This window comes from Geodermatophilus sp. SYSU D00698, from assembly GCF_054050335.1.
In genome coordinates this window covers 174,155-191,495 of the sequence record NZ_JBJGZD010000007.1, presented here as the reverse complement: position 1 = coordinate 191,495, position 17,341 = coordinate 174,155, and the positions used below count along the sequence as shown (strand labels likewise).

The following is a 17,341-nucleotide window of genomic DNA, read 5'->3' as shown; positions in this document are numbered from 1 at the left end:
ACGGCATCGGCGCCCGTCCCCGGGGGGACGGGCGCCGGTGGCGTGTGGAGTGCCTAGCCCGCGAGCTGGGCGGCCAGCTCGCCCTCGAACGCCTCCTGGACGACCTCGGCGCCGCCGACGACGTCGGCCGGCCGCAGGATGAAGCTCTGCGTGCTTGGCGACACCCCGGTCTCGAAGCCCTCGATCGGCACGATCAGGCCGCCGGTGTCGACCTCCTCGAGGTCGTTGAACGCCGTGACGACCCCCTCGCGGGTGAGGTCACCGGCGTCGCAGGCCGAGTCGAGCACCTGCTTCATGGCCTGCCCCATGGCGTAGCCCAGGACCGCGCCGAGGCTGGGGTTGGTGGCCTCGGGATAGGCGGCCTGGTACTGCTCGAGCAGCTCAGGGTGCTGGTCCCACGAGGCGATCGGCGACGCCACGTAGAGGTGGTCCTTGAGCCACTGCGCCGACGGGCCCTGCAGCAACGACGGGTGGAAGACCGGGTTGCTGCCCACGATCGGCACGTCCAGCCCCTGGGCCGCGGCCACCGAGGCTGCTGACGCGGTCGCGGCCGGGCCGACCGTCAGGGCGATCGCGTCGACACCCGCCGACGCGAACTGGGTGATCTGCGCGGACATGTCCTGGTCGGTGGACTTGATCTGCGCCGGGATGATCGTCAGCCCGCGGGCCTCCGCGACGGCCTCGCTGCCGGCCAGGCCGTTCTCGCCGTACTCGCCCTCGAAGTAGATGTGCCCGACGGTGGCGCCGTCCTGCAGCAGCCCCTGGTCGAACAGGTACTGGTAGCCGTTGGCGATCTCCACGTCGTAGGTGGCGCCCAGGACACCGGTCCCCGGGATCTCGGTGAGCGTGCGGGCCCACGCCGACGGGAAGTTGACGATCGAGTCGGCCTCGTACTCGGGGGCGAGCGCGGTGTTGATCGGCGACCCGATCGTCTGCTGCATCGCCAGGATGCTGTCCTTCATGGCGCTGTAGAGCTGGACGCCGGTCTGCGGCACGTACCCGGTGTCCTGGATGTCGAGCTCGACGTCGTAGGTGTCGCAGACCTGGTTGTCCTGCCAGTACAGGGTGTTGGCGTTGGTGATGTCCTCACCGAGCGCAGCGAAGGCGCCGGTCAGGTCGGTGAGCACGCCGAGCCGGATGGTGGTGCCCTCGACGCCGACGTCGGTGGCGACGTCCTCGCCGCCGCCCCCTCCCCCGCCGCCGCTGTCCGGTGCCTTGGTGCTGCAGCCGCTCGCCGCGACGACGGCGACGGCGGCCAGGACGGTGGCCCCCCGGAGACGCGTGCCTGCTCTCATCTGCTGCTACTCCCTTGCGCTGGTGGTTCTGACCGGTCGGGGACGGTGGTGCTCGCACCCGAGCCCGGTGTGGCACTCGGGGATCCGCGGCCGGGTCTGCGTCGCCGGCGGCGGAAGCGGGAGGCGAGGCCGGCGAGACCGGCCGGCTCGAAGAGGACGACCAGGATGATCGCCAGACCGAACAGGTAGCGGGCGGCGAGAGCGGCGTTGACACCGCCCTCACCGGGGGCACTGACCAGCGGCAGGACGTCGGCGTACTGCTGGAAGAGCAGCGGCAGGGCGGTGACGAACAGCGCGCCCAGCGCCGCGCCGCCCACCGAGCCGAGGCCGCCGAGCACGATCATCGCCAGGTACTGGATGGAGACGATCAGCGTGAAGGACTCCGGCGCGATGCTGCCGATCGACAGGGCGTACATCACCCCGGACAGCCCGGCGTACATCGAGCTGACCAGGAACACCCGCGCCTTGTAGGCCTGGACGTTGACGCCCATCACGGACGCGGCGACCTCGCTGTCGCGCAGCGTCTCCAGCGCCCGACCGGGCCGGCTGCGCAGCAGGTTGCGGGCGAATACGTAGGCGGCCAGCGCCAGGACGATGCCGAGGTACCAGAGCCGCTCGGCCTCCCGGAACGGGACGCCGAGGACGAACAGCAGCGGGTCGTCGTTGCCGAAGGAGAACCCGAACAGCGAGAACTCCGGCACCGAGCGGCCGTTGAAGCCGCCGGTGACCGGCGTCCACGTGTTGAGCACGTGGACGCCGATGAACACCAGCCCGAGCGAGGCGACGCCGAGGTAGATGCCGCGCAGCCGGGCCGCGATGGGGCTGAACAGCAGCCCGGCCAGCCCGGCGAGCAGCACCCCGACGACCATGCCGACGACGGGCGGCAGTTCCAGGCCGCGCAGCACCGCCCGGGTGCCCAGGCCGCCGGACTCGCCGGAGACGTAGGTGTAGCTGACCGCGCCGACGGCGAGGAAGAACGCGTGCGCCAGCGACAGCTGGCCGCTGGTGCCGACCAGCAGGTTGAGCCCGATGGCGCCGACGATCGCGCCGGCGACGGCGAAGCCGGTGCGCAGCCAGAACTCCTCCACGTACAGCGGGAGCACCAGCAGCACGACGAGGAACGCCACGAGCAGCAGCGGCTTGAGGAACCGGCGCAGCGGGGAGCGGCCGGCCCCGGACGGGTCCGCGGCCGCCGTCGTCCTGGTGGCCCCGGTCGCTGCGAGGGTGTCAGACACGTGTCAGCTCCTTGGTCCCGAACAGGCCGGAGGGGCGGACCAGCAGCACGATGATCATCACGACGTACGGCGCGACCTCGCCGAAACCGCGCCCGAGAAAGGACAGCTCCTCCTGGTAGCCGGCTACCAGCGCCTCGGTGATCCCGATGAGCAGCCCGCCGACCAGCGCGCCGCCGGTGGAGTCCAGGCCGCCGAGGATCGCCGCGGGGAACGCGCGCAGCGCCACCGTGTAGGCCGCCGCGCTCACGCCCGGCGTCGGGGCGCCGACGAGGAACAGCGCCGCCACCGCGGCGAGGACCCCGGCGACGATCCAGGCCAGCGCCGACACCCGGCCCTGCCGGATGCCCATGAGCGCGGCCGCCTCGCCGTCCTCGGCCGAGGCGCGCATCGCCACCCCCCAGCTGGAGTACTTGAAGGCGACGAAGAACACGACGATGAGGACCCCGGCGACGCCCATGGCGATCAGCCGGTTCTCGCTGATGCCGACGCTGCCGATGCGGACCGAGTCGCCGCCCCACGGGTGCGGGACGTTGAGGATGTCCGGGCCGATCTGCCGGATCAGCTCGGTCAGGATGATGATGTCCACGCCGATGGTGACGATCGCCAGGCTGATCACCGGGGCCCCGCGGAGCTGGTTGATGACCAGCCGCTCGACGAGGAACGCCGCCAGCGCCGTGAACCCGACGCCGACGAGCACCGCGGGCAGGAAACCGATGGGGCCCGACAGCCGGGCGATCGTGTAGGCGCCGAGCAGCAGCAGCGACCCGTGGGTGAAGCTGACCACCTCGCTGGCCTTGAAGATGATGACGAAGCCGAGCGCGATGAGCGCGTAGATGGCGCCCAGCGAGATGCCGTTGAGCAGCAGGGACAGGAACTGGGTCACGGCCGGCTCCCCGGGGCGTCGGTGGCGGTGGCGCCCCGGGCGGCGGCGCCCTCGGCGGGATGCTGGGCGGCGGTGTGCTGGGCGGCGGCCTCGGCGGGGCCGATCTCGGTGCCCGAGCCGAGGTAGGCGCGGATGACCTCGGGGTCGGACTGGACCTGCGCCGGGGTGCCGTCGGCGATGCGGCGGCCGAAGTCGAGGACGGTCACCCGGTCGGCCAGCGACATGACCATCCCCATGTCGTGCTCGACGAGGATGACCGAGATCCCCAGCGCCGAGCGGATCTCCCGGATCGCGTCGGCCATCCGGTCGGTCTCCTGGGCGTTCATCCCGGCGACCGGCTCGTCGAGCAGCAGCAGCCGGGGCTCGATGCACAGCGCCCGGGCCACCTCGACCCGCTTCTGGTCGCCGTAGGACAGCACGCCGACGGGCGTGTGCAGCTTGGCGCCGAGGTCGAGGAACTCGGCGATCTCGCGGATGCGCTCGCCGTGGACCCGCCCCTCCCGGGTGGCCCGCGGCAGCCGCAGCCCGGAGGAGAGGAAGCCCGCCTTGGTGAGGTGGTGGCGGCCGAGCATGAGGTTCTCGGCCACCGTCTGCGTGCCCGACAGCGCGATGTTCTGGAACGCGCGGGCCACGCCGACGCCGGCGATCTGGAACGGCCGCATCGCGCTCAGGCGGGCCTGGCCGAACCGGACCTCCCCCGCGCTCGCGCGGTAGACGCCGGAGAGGACGTTGAACAGCGTCGACTTGCCGGCGCCGTTGGGCCCGATGACGGCGTGGATGGCGCCCGGGGCGACGGTGAACGAGACGTCGTTGAGCGCCTTGATCGCGCCGAAGGAGACGCTGACGCCGTCGACCTCGACCGGCGGGACGTCGTCCCGGGTGGTCGCCGCGGTCACGCCGTCCACCGCGAGAGGGTGCGGCGGGGCGCCCGCTCGACGCGCTCGGCGGCGGGCTCGGCGCCGGTGTGGCCGAGGTAGAGCCGCTGCACCTCGTCGGTGGCGGCGAGCTCGCGGGCGTCGCCGGACAGGGACACCTCGCCGACGTCGAGGACGTAGGCGCGGTCGGCGACGCCGAGGGCCATCGTCGCGTTCTGCTCGACCAGCAGCACCGACGTGCCCTGGCGGTTGATCTCGGCGATCACCTCGCCGATCTGGCCGATGACGCGGGGCGCGAGGCCCAGGGACGGCTCGTCGAGCAGCAGCAGCCGCGGGCTGGCCATGAGCGCGCGGCCGATGGCGAGCATCTGCTGCTCCCCGCCGGACAGCAGCCCGGCGCGCTGCCCGGCGCGGTCGCGCAGCACCGGGAACAGGTCGTGCACGCGGGTGACGGCGCGGGCCTTGGCGGCGCGGTCGCGGTTGCCCATGCCGCCGGCACGCAGGTTCTCCTCCACGGTGAGCCGGCCGAAGATCCGCCGCCCCTCCGGGACCTGGACCACGCCCCGGCGCACGATCTGGCCGGGGTCGCGGCGGGTGAGGTCGGTGTCCTCGAAGCACACCGTGCCGGCGTCGACCCGGCCGCGGTGCAGCCGCAGGGTCCCGGAGACGGTACGCAGCAGCGTGGTCTTGCCCGCGCCGTTGCTCCCGAGCACGGCGACGACCGAGCCGTCGGGGACCTCCATCGACACGCCCCTGACGGCCTGGACGACGCCGCCGTAGCTCACCTGCAGCCGGTCGACGGTCAGCACGGCGCCACCGCCTCCCGGAGCACCCCGTGTGATGTGTGCCACATGCCGACGGACCATAGGGGGAACGTCGAGATCGCGGCCCCGGCCGGGACGGGACCGTGACCTGCCGGTGATACGGCACCGGCCGGTGCCGTCCGCCGGCGGCGTCGCCCGGACGCGGTCAGGTGCCGGCGACGTCGAGCACGCGGACCGTGCCGTCGCCGGAATTGGTGACGAGCAGCCGGCGCCCGTCCGGGGTCACGGTGACGCTCGTCGGGTCGGTGCCGGTGGGGATCCGCGCGGTGACGGCACCGGTCGCGACGTCGACCACGGCCACGGTGCCGTCCTCCACGTTGGCGGTGTAGAGGTGGCGGCCGTCGGGGGCCCAGGTGACGTCCTGCGGCCCGGCGCCGACCCCGGGCACGGTGGCCACCACGGTGTCCGTCGCCGGGTCGATGAGCGTGACGTCGTCGCTGATGTAGCCGACCACCGCGATCCGCGTCCCGTCCGGCGACGTCTCCAGCGCGTGCGGCCCGTCGCTGACGGGGACGGTCGCCAGCACCCGGTGGTCCTCGAGGGACAGGACGGTCACCACGTCGGAGAAGTGGTTGGTGACGTACGCGGCCTCGCGGCCGGGCACGAAGGCGACCCAGTGCGGGGACGGTGCGACGTCGACCCGGTCCACCAGCGCCCCGGTGGCGGCGTCGAGGACGTCGAGGTGGTCCTCGTCGTAGTAGGGCACGTACAGCAGCCGGCCGCCGGGGTCGGTCGCCATGGCGTACGGCCCGCGGCCCACCGGCACGGCGCCGGCCACCGTGTCGGTGGCGGTGTCGATGGTGACGACGGCGTCGGTGGTGAACTCCTCGTCGTAGGCGGAGACGAAGACCCGGCTCCCGTCCGGGGAGGTGGTGACCATCTGCGGCGGCGCCTGTGGCACCGGGATGGTCGCCGTCACCTCCGCGGTGGCGGGGTCGATGCGGAGGACGGCGCCGAGGACGGGGTCGGCGACGTAGGCGGAGCGGCCGTCGGGGGTGACCGCGAGGTGGTGCGGCGACGAGCCGACCGGGACCGCGGGGCCGACCCCGGGCTCAGCGGCGCTCGCCGCCGGCGCGGGCGCCCCGGACGACGCGGCGGGGCCCGACGGCGCAGCGGCGTCCCCGGCGTGCGCGCCGGGCGCGTGCTCGCCCACGCCGGCCGACGTCGCCGCCGCGCCCGCCTGCGGCTCGGGGGACCCGGAGCCCCCGGACCACAGGAGCGCCCCGAGCACGACCGCGGCGAGAGCCACCGCCCCGAGGCCCAGCGCGATCCCGCGCCGGCGCGTCCGCCGCCGGTAGTGCTTCCCGTGCGTGACCGTGTGGTGCAGGTCCATGGCTCATCGCCCCGTCGACCGTCCGGGTGTGCGTGTCGCAGAGGATGGATGGTCGGGGCCTGCGCGGCCCTGGACAAGGGGGGACGGTGCCGGCAACGCGACCGGCGTCACCCGTTGCACGCACCAACCACCTGGGACCCTGGAGGTCATGACCCCCTCCCGCTCGCCGCGCGCCCTCGTGCCCGTGCTGCTCTTCGTGGGGACGGTCGTCGCCGTCATCAGCAGCCTGGGCGCGCCGCTGGTCCCCGCGATCGCCGCCGCGACGGACGCCCCGCTGCCCGACGCCCAGTGGTCGCTGACCGCCACGCTGCTGGTCGGCGCGGTGGCCACGCCCGTGGTGGGCCGGCTCGGTGACGGGCCGCACCGGCGCCGCGTCGTCCTCGCCGTGCTGGCCGTGGTGACCGCCGGTAGCGTGCTGGCGGCCCTCCCCCTGGGGCTGGGGTGGCTGGTCGCCGGGCGGGCGCTGCAGGGCCTCGGGCTCGGGCTGACGCCGCTGGCCATCGCCACCGCCCGCGAGGCGCTGACCGGTGAGCGCTCCCGGTCGACGATCGCCGCGCTGTCGCTCACCGTCGTCGCGGGCGTCGGCCTCGGCTACCCGCTGGCCGGGCTGGCGGCCGAGCTCGGCGGGGTGCGCGCCGCGTTCTGGGCCGGCGCCGCGGTCAGCCTCGCCGCGCTCCTGGCCGCGGCCGCGGTCCTGCCGCCGGCCGCGGCCACCGCGCGACGGCCGCTCGACGTCGTCGGCGTGCTCCTGCTGGGCGCCGGGCTGGCCGGGCTGCTCGTCGCGCTCGGCGAGGCGGAGACGGAGGGCTGGACCTCCCCGGCGCCGTGGCTGCTGGCCGGCGGCGCGGCCGCGGCGCTGGCCTGCTGGGTGCGCTGGGAGGCCCGGACTCCGGTGCCGCTGGTCGACCTGCGGCTGGCCCGCGGGCGGCTCGCGCTCACCGCCCACGTCGCGGCGCTGCTGGTCGGCCTGTCGAACTACCTGCTGCTCGCCTCGGTGCCCGTCCTGGCGCAGACGCCGGCCTCCCCCGGCCCGGGCTTCGGCGCCTCGCTGGTCGTGGCCGGGCTGGTGCTGCTGCCGTTCTCGGCGGCCAGCGTGCTCGGCGGCCGGCTCGCCCGGCTGCTGGCCGACCGCGGGCGGCAGCAGCTGGTGCTCCCGGTCGCCGCGGTCGTGCAGGCCGGCGCGTTCGTGCTGTTCGGCCTGACCCGCACCGAGCTGTGGCAGCTGTTCGCCGTCATGGCCGTCGCCGGGCTCGGGGTGGGCGCGTCCTTCGCGGCGTTCCCCGCGCTCGTGGTCGCCGCGGTGCCGCCGTCGGAGACCGGCAGCGCCATGAGCCTGAACCAGGTCCTGCGCTACGTGGGGTTCGCGCTCGGCAGCGCGCTGACCGCCACCCTGCTCGGCGCCGCGCCGGCGCCCGGGGGGTACGCGGCCATCGCGGTCCTCGGGCTGGCGGTGTGCGCGACGACCGCCGTCGTCTCCTGGCTGGCGCTGGGACGCGCGGAGGGGCGGCCCCGGGGATCCGGGACCGCCCCTCGTCAGGTGCCGGGCGTCAGCCGTTCGTGCAGGTGAGGTACTCGAAACCCTCCTGCGCGGCCACGAACGGGTCGAACGTCCCGTCGTTGCGCGGGTCGTGCTCGACGACGTAGTACTTCGTGCTGCCGCCGGCGGCCGCGAAGATCGACGGGAAGTCGATGGTGCCGCGGCCCACGATCTCGATCCGGTTGTTCAGCGCCGGGTTGAGGTCCTTGACGTGGAACAGCTGGATCCGGTTGCCGTACACGTCGATGACGTCCTCGATCGGGTCGAGGCCGGCGAAGGAGACCCAGTACAGGTCGAGCTGCGAGACGACGTTCTTGGCCTGGGTGTGCTGCATCAGGATGTCGAACGCGGTGCGGTCGCCGAAGACGGTCGTGAACTCGAAGTTGTGGTTGTGGATCATCAGCGTCTGCCCGGCCTTGCGCGCCTGCTCGCCGACGGCGTCCAGGTACTCGGCGTAGGCGACCCAGTCGGCCTCGGTCGTCAGCCGCTGCTGCTCCGGGATCCACGGGGCCCCCGCGCTGCTGCCGGACCCGAAGTACTTGATGCCCAGGACGCGGTTCTCCTCGAGGATCTGCTCGATGTTCACCTCGCTGAACTGCGAGCCCACGTCGACGTGGCGGGCCGACGCCTTCAGGCCGTACCGGTCCAGGAGCGCCCGGTACTGCTCGGCGGTCCAGCCGCCCAGGGTGTACGGCTCGACGTTGCGGTAGCCCATCTCGGCGAGGCGGCGCAGGACCTCCTCGTGGCGCTGCTGGGCTCCGGAGCCCGAGCCGATGTAGGCGGAGAAGGTGTACAGCTGGATCGAGATCTTGTTCAGCGGCACCCGGGCGCAGTCGGCGCTGGTGTGGCCGGCGGTGGAGGGGGCCGCGTTCGCGGGGCCGACGAGCCCCACGAACAGGAGTGCGGACAGGGCGGCCAACAGCACCGCTCGCGTCAGGTGTCGCAGGTTCCTCACTGGCTTCATCGGTCCTCTCGGGGTTGACGGCGCACGTCGCACCCCGGAACGCCCGGACGGGCCGGCGATCCGCGGTGATCTGTGCCGTGCGCCACAACCTAGCGAGACTTGGGCCCTCCGCAAAGCGGAAGTATGCGCATCACTGAGCGCAAGGGGCGTCGACATGCGGTGACGCCGTCACCGCAGGTCACGACGTCGCGGATCGGACTGCCTCGTCTCGTTGGTCACCGTTCGGTTACGGATTGTCGACTTATTTACCGCCGCTACCTAACGTCTCAGCGGGCTGCCAGAGAGTGACCGCCGGTGGTCCCCCACCGGCGGTCGGCGGTCCTCGTCCGACACGGGAGACGGTCCTTGAAGAAGAGAGCTCTTCCCCTGGTCGTGGGCGCCGCGCTGGTCGCGGTCGCCCTGCCCACGACCGCGAACGCGGCACCACCCCGGGAGGACCCCGGCGCGGCCCCCGCCCGGGCGCACGACCTGCCCAACCCCCTCGGCGACAAGCAGCGCGAACTGCGCCAGGAGGCCCTCGAGCAGGTCGTCTCCGGCCAGGCCACGCCCCAGGGCGACAACAAGGTCGTCGAGGTCGCCAAGGGTCAGTACGTCGAGCTGGCCCAGGAGGACAGCGACGCGATCTGGACCGTCCTCGGCGAGTTCAGCGACCTGCCGCACAACGCCATCCCGGAGCCGGACCGGACGGTGGACAACACCACCATCTGGACGAAGGACTTCAACCAGGCGCACTACGACGAGATGCTCTACTCGTCGGCCGCCGGCGTGAACTCCGTCGCCAACTTCTACGAGGAGCTGTCCTCGGGCCGGTACACCGTCACCGGCGAGGTCGAGGACTGGGTCCAGGTGCCCGGCACCGGCGCCTCCTACGGCGACAACGACCTCGGTGACCGCGTCACCTGGGACTTCGTCAACGACACGGTCAACACCTGGTACGACGAGCAGCTGGCCACGGGGAAGACCGCCGAGGAGATCGACGAGTACCTCTCGCAGTTCGACGTCTGGGACCGCTACGACCACGACGGCGACGGCGAGTTCGACGAGGCCGACGGCTACATCGACCACTTCCAGGCCGTGCACTCCGGCATGGGCGAGGAGGTCGGCGGCGGCGTCCTCGGGGACGACGCCATCTGGTCCCACCGCTGGTACAACCAGACCAACCGCGTCGGCACCGCCGGACCGACCCTCGCCGACGGCACGCAGAACCCGCTCGGCGGCACGCGGGTCGGCGGGTCGAAGTACTGGATCGGCGACTACACGGTCGAGCCGGAGAACGGCGGCGTCGGGGTCTTCGCCCACGAGTTCGGCCACGACCTCGGCCTGCCGGACCTCTACGACACCTCCGGCAACAGCGGCGGCGCGGAGAACAGCACCGCCTTCTGGACGCTGATGTCGTCCGGCTCCTACGGCAACAGCGGCCGGCCGGCCGACGGCATCGGCACGAAGCCGATCCACATGGGCGCGTGGGAGAAGCTGCAGCTGGGCTGGCTGGACTACGAGGTCGTGCAGCCGGGCGCCCGGGCCAACACCCGCCTCGGCCCGTCGACTGCCACCACCAAGCAGGCGCAGGCGCTGATCGTGCTGCTGCCGGACCGCCAGGTCACCACCACCGTCGGCACCCCGTTCGAGGGCCCGGAGTTCTGGTACTCGGGCTCGGGTGACGACCTGGACCACTCGATGCTGACGGCGCTGCCGGCCGGCGCGGGGACGCTCACCGCCAAGGTGAACTACCAGATCGAGCAGGACTGGGACTACGCCTACGCCGTCTACACCACCGACGGCGGCCGCACCTTCACCTCGCTGCCGACCACCCGGTCGACGACGACCGACCCCAACGGCCAGAATTACGGTCACGGCATCACCGGCAGCACCGGTGGGCAGTGGGTCGACCTGTCGGCGAGCCTGGCCGGCGTCCCGGCGGGTGCCCGGGTGGGCTTCCGCTACTGGACCGACGGCGCCGCCACCGAGCCCGGCTTCCTGGTCGACGCGGTGGCGATCGACGGCACCGCTGTGACGACCTGGACCCTCGACGGGTTCACCAGCACCACGGGCACGGCGACGGAGGAGTACTTCAACGCCTACATCGCCGAGAACCGCGCCTACACCGGCTACGACGCCGGCCTGCAGACCGGCCCGTACAACTTCGGCGACCCGAACCGTCCCGACTGGGCCGAGCGGCTCCCGTACCAGGACGGCCTGCTGATCAGCTACTGGAACACCCAGTACGGGGACAACAACGTCGGCGCCCACCCCGGCGGCGGGCTGGTCCTGCCGGTCGACGCCCACCCCGGCCTGCTCTACGAGCCGACCGACGACGAGGGCACCGACCGGACCGACGGCGAGAGCTGGCGGCCGCGGATCCAGTCCTACGACTCCACCTTCGGGCGGCAGGCGACGGACCGGATCACGCTGCACGACCCGGACACCGGCGTCGCCGCCACCTACGGCGGGCTGCCCGCCGTGCCGACCTTCGACGACCGGCAGGACTGGTACGTGGCGCCGGGTGAGCAGCCCGACGCCAACGGCTGGACCGGCGTGGACGTGCCGAGGACCGGCACCCGGATCACCGTGGTGAGCACCAGCGCCCACGACGGGTTCATGCAGGTCCGCGTCAACGGCTGACCTGCCACACGAGGACGGCCCCCCGGCGTCAGCCGGGGGGCCGTTCCGCGTTCGAGGGCCTCAGCGCGGCCGGCGGCCCACGGTGGTCAGCCGGACGGTCTCCGGCAGGGTGCGCAGCGCGGCCAGCAGGTCCGCGGGCAGCTCGGCGCTCACGTCGGTGACCGCGTACCCGAGCTCGCCGCGGGTGGCCAGGACCTGGCCGTCGACGTTGAGCCCGTGCTCGCCGACCAGCGCGTCGACGCGGGCGAGGACGCCGGGCACGTTGCGGTGCAGCAGCGCGAACCGGGCCGCCGACGACCCGTGCAGGGCCACGGTCGGCAGGTTGACGCTCAGCGTCGTCGTCCCGGTGGTGGTGTAGTCGACGAGCTTGCCGGCGACGAACCGCCCGATGTCGTGCTGCGCCTCCTGGGTCGACCCGCCGACGTGCGGGGTGAGGATGACGTTGGGCAGGCCGCGCAGCACCGAGTCGAACGGGTCGCCCTGCTCGCGCGGCTCCTCGGGGAACACGTCCACCGCGGCCCCGGCGATGTGGCCGGACAGGACGTGCTCCCGCAGCGCCTCGTGGTCGACGACGAACCCGCGGGAGAGGTTGAGGAACAGGCTGCGCCGGCGCATCCGCGCGAACTGCTCGGCGCCGAACAGCCCGGCGTTGCCGGCCCGCCCGTCGACGTGCAGCGTCACCGTCTCCGCGCGCTCGAGCAGCTCCTCGAGGCTGTCGCAGCGCTCCGCGTTGCCCAGCGCCAGCTTGTCCTCGAGGTCGTAGAACAGCACCCGCATGCCCAGCGCCTCGGCGAGCACCGACAGCTGGCTGCCGATGTTGCCGTAGCCGACGATGCCCAGCGTGCGCCCGCGGATCTCGTGGCTGCCGGCCGCCGACTTGTCCCACGTACCGGCGTGCAGCGCGCGGTCCCGGTCGACCAGCCGCCGGGCCAGGATGACGATCTCCGCGATCGCCATCTCCACCACGCTGCGGGTGTTGGAGTACGGCGCGTTGAACACCGCGACGCCCGCGGCGGCGGCCGCGGCGAGGTCGATCTGGTTGGTGCCGATGCAGAAGGCGCCGACCGCCGCGAGGCCCGGCCGGGCGCGCACGACCTCGGCGGTCACCTGCGTCTTGGACCGGATCCCGAGCAGGTCGACGCCGTCCAGCGCGTCGACCAGGTCGGCCTCGTCCAGCGCTCCCCGGAGGGACTCGACCTGGTAGCCGGCCTCCCCGAGGAGGTCGGCCGCCACCGGGTCGATGTTCTCCAGCAGCAGGGCTCTGGGCACTCCGGGGACCTCCTCGACCGGGGACCGCCCGCCGGACCCCGTCGGGACGAGTATCCCGTCGTGGCCGGGGCGGCCCGGTCAGCGGGGGTCGGACCCCGGGCGGGCGGCCGCGAGGTGGCCCGCCGTCGCCTCGCCGAGCACGGCGGCGTCGACGGCGACCGTGACGATCGTGGCGCCCTCGGCGGCGAACCCCGCCGCCTCCTGCCCGCTGTAGGCGTGCACGCCCACGGGCACGCCGGCGGCGACCGCCCGCGCGACGATCGAGGACAGCACGCCGCGCAGCTCCCCGCGGTGCTCCTCCCCCGTCAGCCCGAGCGACAGGGACAGGTCGCCGGGGCCGACGTACACGCCGTCCAGCCCCTCGACGGCGAGCAGGGCGTCGAGGTCCTCGAGCGCGGTGGCGGCCTCCACCATGAGCACGACCAGGGGCTCGTCGGCGCCGCCGGACAGCCGCCCGATCGACCGGGTCCCGGCCGGCGCGTACCGGGTGGCGGCCACCACCTCTCGGGCGTGCGCGGCGTCGCGGACGTTGGGCACGACCACGCCACGGGCGCCCAGGTCGAGCGGGCGGCCGACGTCGGCGAAGGCGGGGCTGCGGGTGCGGACCAGCGGCACCGCGCCGGCCGCGCCGATCGCCGCCGCGGTCCCGGGCAGGTCGGCCTCGGCGGTGGCGCCGTGCTGCAGGTCCACGACGACGTAGTCGGCGCCGGTGCGCGCCAGCAGCTCGCCGGTGACCGCCCCGGGCAGCAGGCTCCACAGCCCGTGCGCGGCCTCCCCCGCCGCCCACCGCCGCCGCAGGTCCGCCGCGCTCGCCGCCATGCCGTCCGTCCCCCGTCACCCCGTCGCCACCCGTCGTCCGCCGCCGCCACCCGCCGTCCGTCGTGCGTCGTCGTCCCGGCGCGGGCACCCGCCAGGCCGGCGCGCCACGGGCCGGGGCCCTCCGTCGCGGCCTGGCGGGGCAGATCCAGTTTCGGTAAGCCCGGCCTCCACCGCGACCCGGCGCCGCGAACCGTCCCTCGGGGGTGAGCACGGACCCCCCGGCGCGTGGCACGATCCCCGTGCCGGCCGGAGGAGGTGCGCCGTGGAGACCTCGCGGACCCGGCGGTGGGAGGCCCGCGGCGCGCTCGCGCTGGCCGCCGCCGCCCTGCTCGTGCTGCTGGAGTCCGCCAACGGGCGCGGCCTGTGGCTGATGGCCCTCGTGGTGGCGACCGCGGTCGCCGTCGTGGCCGGGGTCTTCTGGTTCCTCCGCCACGGCCGGATGAAGCGCTGGTTCGCCCTCGCCCTAGTCGTGGTGGCCCCGCTCGCGCTCGTCGTCGTCTTCCTGGCCGAGGACCTGGTGCTGGCCGCCGTCGTGGCCGCGCTGCTCTGGGCCGCCGCGCTGGGTACCGCCCGGGCCGCGCTGCGGCCGGACCCGTCGGAGTGGACGCTGCCGGTCACCGAGGTGCCGCCGCCCCGCCGCCCGTTCCTCGTGATGAACCCGCGGTCCGGCGGCGGCAAGGTCGGCCGGTTCGCGCTGCGGGAGCGGGCGGAGGAACTCGGCGCGGAGGTGGCGCTGCTGGACCGGCCCGGGACCGACGTGCAGCAGCTCGCCCGCGACGCGCTCGCCCGCGGCGCGGACCTGCTGGGCGTGGCCGGCGGCGACGGCACGCAGGCGCTGGTGGCTGACGTCGCCGCCGAGCACGGCGTGCCGTTCCTGGTGATCAGTGCCGGCACCCGCAACCACTTCGCGCTCGACCTCGGCCTGGACCGGGAGGACCCGTCCCGCTGCCTCGACGCGCTGCGCGACGGCGTGGAGGCGCGGATCGACCTGGGTGCGGTCAACGGGCGGCCGTTCGTGAACAACGCGTCCTTCGGCGCCTACGCCGAGATCGTCGAGGACCCCGGGTACCGGGAGGACAAGGCCGGCACCACGATCGCGGCGCTGCCGGACCTCCTGAGCCGGCGGCGCGGGGCGCACCTGCGCGCCGAGGCGGGGTCGCTGGTGGTCGACGGGCCGCAGGCGGTGCTGGTCAGCAACGGCTCCTACGACGAGTCCGACCTCGCCGGGATCGGCCGGCGGTCCCGGCTGGACCGCGGCGTGCTCGGCGTCATCGCGATCCGGGTCGACAGCGCGCGGCAGGCCGTCGAGCTGCTGCGCGGCGCCCACCAGCGGGGCATCCGGACGACGGAGGCGCAGGAGGTGCTGGTGACCGCCGACGTGCCCGAGGTCCCCGTCGGCATCGACGGCGAGACGGTGCGGCTGGCCACGCCGGTGCGGTGCACCGTCCGCCCGGGGGTGCTGCGGGTCCGGCTGCCGCGGGACCGCCCCGGCGTCCGCGCGCCGCGGGCCCGGGTGCAGTGGTCGTCCCTGTGGTCCCTGGCCCTCGGCCGGCCGCCCCGGGTCGAGCCGGCCGCGCCCCCGGACCGGCCGGCTCCGGTCGGCGCGGACCGGGCCGCTCAGGCGCCCGGCACGGACGGCTGAGCGCCGCTGCCGCGGTCCGCGTCCGGCGGCGCGTCCCGCGGGCCGGGGACGCGCGACGGCGGGGCGGCGGGCCGGCCGGCGTCCGGCCAGTCGGCGCCGGTCTCCTGCTGGAAGGCCCGGACCGCGGCGCCGATGGTGGGGAAGAAGTCCCGCGCGCCGATCTCGCGGGCGAGGCCGTAACGCTCGATCTTGCGGCGGACCGGGTCCTTGAGCTCGGCGAACACCAGGCTCTGCCCACGGGCGGCGAGCGTCCGGTCCAGCTCGAACAGCACGTCGGCGGCGGTGGTGTCGACGTCGGTGACCGGCTCGGCCGCGACGACGACCCACCGGGGCGCGGGCTCGGCGCGGGCGAGAGCGGTCACCTCGTCCCGGAAGGTCTTGGCGTTGGCGAAGAACAGCGGGGCGTCGAACCGGTAGATGACCAGGCCCGGGAGCCGGCCGGCCTCCGGGTGGGAGTGCACGTCGTGGTAGCCGGGCAGGCCGTCGACCCGGCCCAGCTCGGTCTCGTAGGGGTGCCAGGCCCGCCGGAACACGTTGAGGATGGACAGGCCGACGGCGAGCGCGATGCCCGGCAGCACCCCGAGCAGCGCCACCCCGGCGAAGGCGACCAGCGACAGGGCGAACTCGACGCGGCGCTGGCGCCACAGCCGGACGGTGCCCGGCAGGTCGGCCAGTGACAGGGAGGCGGTGATGACGACCGCCGCCAGCGCCGCCTGCGGCAGGTCGCGGAAGAGGCCGGGCAGGAAGACGATCATCAGGAGCACCAGCGCGGCGCCGGTGACCCCGGTCAGCTGGGTGCGGGCGCCGGCCCGCTCGGCGACGGCGGTGCGCGAGGCGCTGGTGCTCACGGGGAAGCCCTGGAACAGCCCGGCGGCGAGGTTCGCCGTCCCGATGCCGACCATCTCCTGCCCGCCGTGGACCTCCTGGCCGGTGCGCTGCGCGAACGACGACGCCGTCGAGATGGTGTCGGCCAGGGAGACCAGCGCGATCGCCAGCGCCCCGGCGACCAGGGGCCCGAGGTCGGACCAGCCGACCGACGGGATCGTCAGCGGCGGGAAGCCCTGCGGCAGTTCCCCGACCAGGTCGACCCCGCGCTCCCCGAGACCGAACGCCGCGCCGGCGGCGATGGCCAGCACGACCATGACCAGCACCGCCGGCACCTTCGGCCACCACCGCTGCAGCACGAGGACCAGCGCGACCCCGCCCAGCCCGACCGCCGCCGCGGCCGGCACCACCTGCCCCTGCGCCACGCCCTCCGCGAAGCCGACGGCCTCGCCGACGACGCCGTCGGCGTCCACCGAGAACCCGAGCAGCTTGGGCAGCTGGCCGACCAGGATGGTCAGGGCCAGCCCGTTCATGTAGCCGATCATGGTCGGCTTCGACAGCAGGTCGGCGACGAAGCCGAGGCCGGTCCAGCCGGCCACGACCATGACCACCCCGACCACCAGGGCGAGCACCGACGCCAGCGCGACAGCGCGCTCCGGGTCCCCGCCCGCGACCACCAGCGGGAGGACGGTCGCCGCGATCATCGGACCGAGCGACGAGTCGGGGCCGAGGACCAGGATGCGGGAGGGGCCGAACACGGCGTACGCCAGCAGGCAGGTGATGCTCGTGTACAGGCCGGTGATCGCCGGCAGGCCCGCCAGCTCCGCGTAGGCCATGCCCTGCGGCACGAGCAGCGTGGTCAGCACGACCCCGGCGGCGACGTCGCGGGGCAGCCAGGCCCGGCGGTAGCCGCGCAGCGCCCGGAGGCCGGGCGGGACCGGCGTCCCGGTCGCCCGTGCCCGGCGGGAGCCGCCCGGGTCAGCCGGCCGTCCGCGGGACGCGGTAGCGCTCACGGAGCCGCTTCTCCACCAGGATCGGGACGAACGCCTGCACCCGGGCCCCGGCGAACGCCGCGAACGCGGCCACCGCCCGCGCCCGGACCTCCACCGGGTCGGCGCCGTACTCCTGTGCCAGCCGGGCGACGAGCGGGCCGAGGACCGCGTCCGCGCCGGGGACGGCGCCGTCGTCCGCCGTGGCCGGCTCGGCGACCACGCTCAT

The 17,341-nt window shown here is 74.4% G+C and carries 14 protein-coding genes; 3 read left to right on the top strand and 11 right to left on the bottom strand.

Annotation, left to right across the window (positions count from 1 at the left end; genetic code table 11):
• Positions 1 to 53: 53 nt before the first annotated feature.
• From ACI8AB_RS09185 to ACI8AB_RS09160, 6 genes are all read right to left on the bottom strand, one after another.
• Positions 54 to 1,295: an ABC transporter substrate-binding protein gene (locus ACI8AB_RS09185; RefSeq protein WP_456949876.1), complete on the bottom strand. Its 1,242-nt coding sequence runs from the start codon at positions 1,293 to 1,295 to the stop codon at positions 54 to 56.
• A complete protein-coding gene (locus ACI8AB_RS09180) occupies positions 1,292 to 2,530 on the bottom strand; it encodes a branched-chain amino acid ABC transporter permease (protein ID WP_456949875.1) in 1,239 nt (412 codons plus the stop codon). The genes ACI8AB_RS09185 and ACI8AB_RS09180 overlap by 4 nt, the downstream gene beginning before the upstream one ends.
• Positions 2,523 to 3,413: a branched-chain amino acid ABC transporter permease gene (locus ACI8AB_RS09175; RefSeq protein ID WP_456949874.1), complete on the bottom strand. Its 891-nt coding sequence runs from the start codon at positions 3,411 to 3,413 to the stop codon at positions 2,523 to 2,525. The genes ACI8AB_RS09180 and ACI8AB_RS09175 overlap by 8 nt, the downstream gene beginning before the upstream one ends.
• Positions 3,410 to 4,318 (bottom strand): ABC transporter ATP-binding protein, encoded by a 909-nt coding sequence (locus ACI8AB_RS09170; RefSeq protein ID WP_456949873.1) that lies wholly within the window; start codon positions 4,316 to 4,318, stop codon positions 3,410 to 3,412. The genes ACI8AB_RS09175 and ACI8AB_RS09170 overlap by 4 nt, the downstream gene beginning before the upstream one ends.
• Complete coding sequence (locus ACI8AB_RS09165; RefSeq protein WP_456949872.1) at positions 4,306 to 5,097, bottom strand: ABC transporter ATP-binding protein; 792 nt, start codon at positions 5,095 to 5,097, stop codon at positions 4,306 to 4,308. Before ACI8AB_RS09165 ends, ACI8AB_RS09170 begins: the two co-directional genes overlap by 13 nt.
• Before the next feature lie 160 nt (positions 5,098 to 5,257).
• Entirely contained in the window at positions 5,258 to 6,445 is a 1,188-nt protein-coding gene (locus ACI8AB_RS09160; protein WP_456949871.1) for a YVTN family beta-propeller repeat protein, read from the bottom strand.
• A gap of 148 nt (positions 6,446 to 6,593) precedes the next feature.
• Between ACI8AB_RS09160 and ACI8AB_RS09155 the strand changes: the two genes are divergently transcribed.
• Positions 6,594 to 8,012, top strand: a complete 1,419-nt coding sequence (locus tag ACI8AB_RS09155) for an MFS transporter (RefSeq protein ID WP_456949870.1) — start codon at positions 6,594 to 6,596, stop codon at positions 8,010 to 8,012.
• On the opposite strand, the gene ACI8AB_RS09150 is transcribed toward ACI8AB_RS09155, so the two are convergent.
• The gene (locus tag ACI8AB_RS09150) at positions 7,993 to 8,937 is read right to left on the bottom strand and encodes a sugar phosphate isomerase/epimerase family protein (protein ID WP_456949869.1); all 945 of its coding nucleotides are present in this window, start codon (positions 8,935 to 8,937) and stop codon (positions 7,993 to 7,995) included. The two genes, ACI8AB_RS09155 and ACI8AB_RS09150, sit on opposite strands and share 20 nt — an antisense overlap.
• Before the next feature lie 354 nt (positions 8,938 to 9,291).
• On the opposite strand from ACI8AB_RS09150, the gene ACI8AB_RS09145 reads away from it, so the two are divergent.
• Positions 9,292 to 11,568, top strand: a complete 2,277-nt coding sequence (locus tag ACI8AB_RS09145; protein ID WP_456949868.1) for an immune inhibitor A domain-containing protein — start codon at positions 9,292 to 9,294, stop codon at positions 11,566 to 11,568.
• Positions 11,569 to 11,628: 60 nt separating this feature from the next.
• Here ACI8AB_RS09145 and serA read toward each other — a convergent pair whose 3' ends face one another.
• Entirely contained in the window at positions 11,629 to 12,837 is a 1,209-nt protein-coding gene (serA, locus tag ACI8AB_RS09140) for a phosphoglycerate dehydrogenase (RefSeq protein WP_456949867.1), read from the bottom strand.
• A 78-nt stretch (positions 12,838 to 12,915) separates the two neighbouring features.
• Positions 12,916 to 13,656 carry an HpcH/HpaI aldolase family protein gene (locus tag ACI8AB_RS09135; RefSeq protein WP_456949866.1) on the bottom strand — a complete coding sequence of 247 codons (741 nt, stop codon included), beginning with the start codon at positions 13,654 to 13,656 and terminating at the stop codon, positions 12,916 to 12,918.
• A 262-nt stretch (positions 13,657 to 13,918) separates the two neighbouring features.
• Between ACI8AB_RS09135 and ACI8AB_RS09130 the strand changes: the two genes are divergently transcribed.
• The gene (locus ACI8AB_RS09130; protein WP_456949865.1) at positions 13,919 to 15,298 is read left to right on the top strand and encodes a diacylglycerol/lipid kinase family protein; all 1,380 of its coding nucleotides are present in this window, start codon (positions 13,919 to 13,921) and stop codon (positions 15,296 to 15,298) included.
• Here ACI8AB_RS09130 and ACI8AB_RS09125 read toward each other — a convergent pair.
• Together ACI8AB_RS09125 and ACI8AB_RS09120 are read right to left on the bottom strand one after the other, a co-directional pair.
• The gene (locus ACI8AB_RS09125) at positions 15,274 to 17,136 is read right to left on the bottom strand and encodes a SulP family inorganic anion transporter (RefSeq protein WP_456949864.1); all 1,863 of its coding nucleotides are present in this window, start codon (positions 17,134 to 17,136) and stop codon (positions 15,274 to 15,276) included. The genes ACI8AB_RS09130 and ACI8AB_RS09125 overlap by 25 nt on opposite strands.
• Positions 17,102 to 17,341 (bottom strand): three-helix bundle dimerization domain-containing protein, encoded by a 240-nt coding sequence (locus ACI8AB_RS09120; protein WP_387988951.1) that lies wholly within the window; start codon positions 17,339 to 17,341, stop codon positions 17,102 to 17,104. Before ACI8AB_RS09120 ends, ACI8AB_RS09125 begins: the two co-directional genes overlap by 35 nt.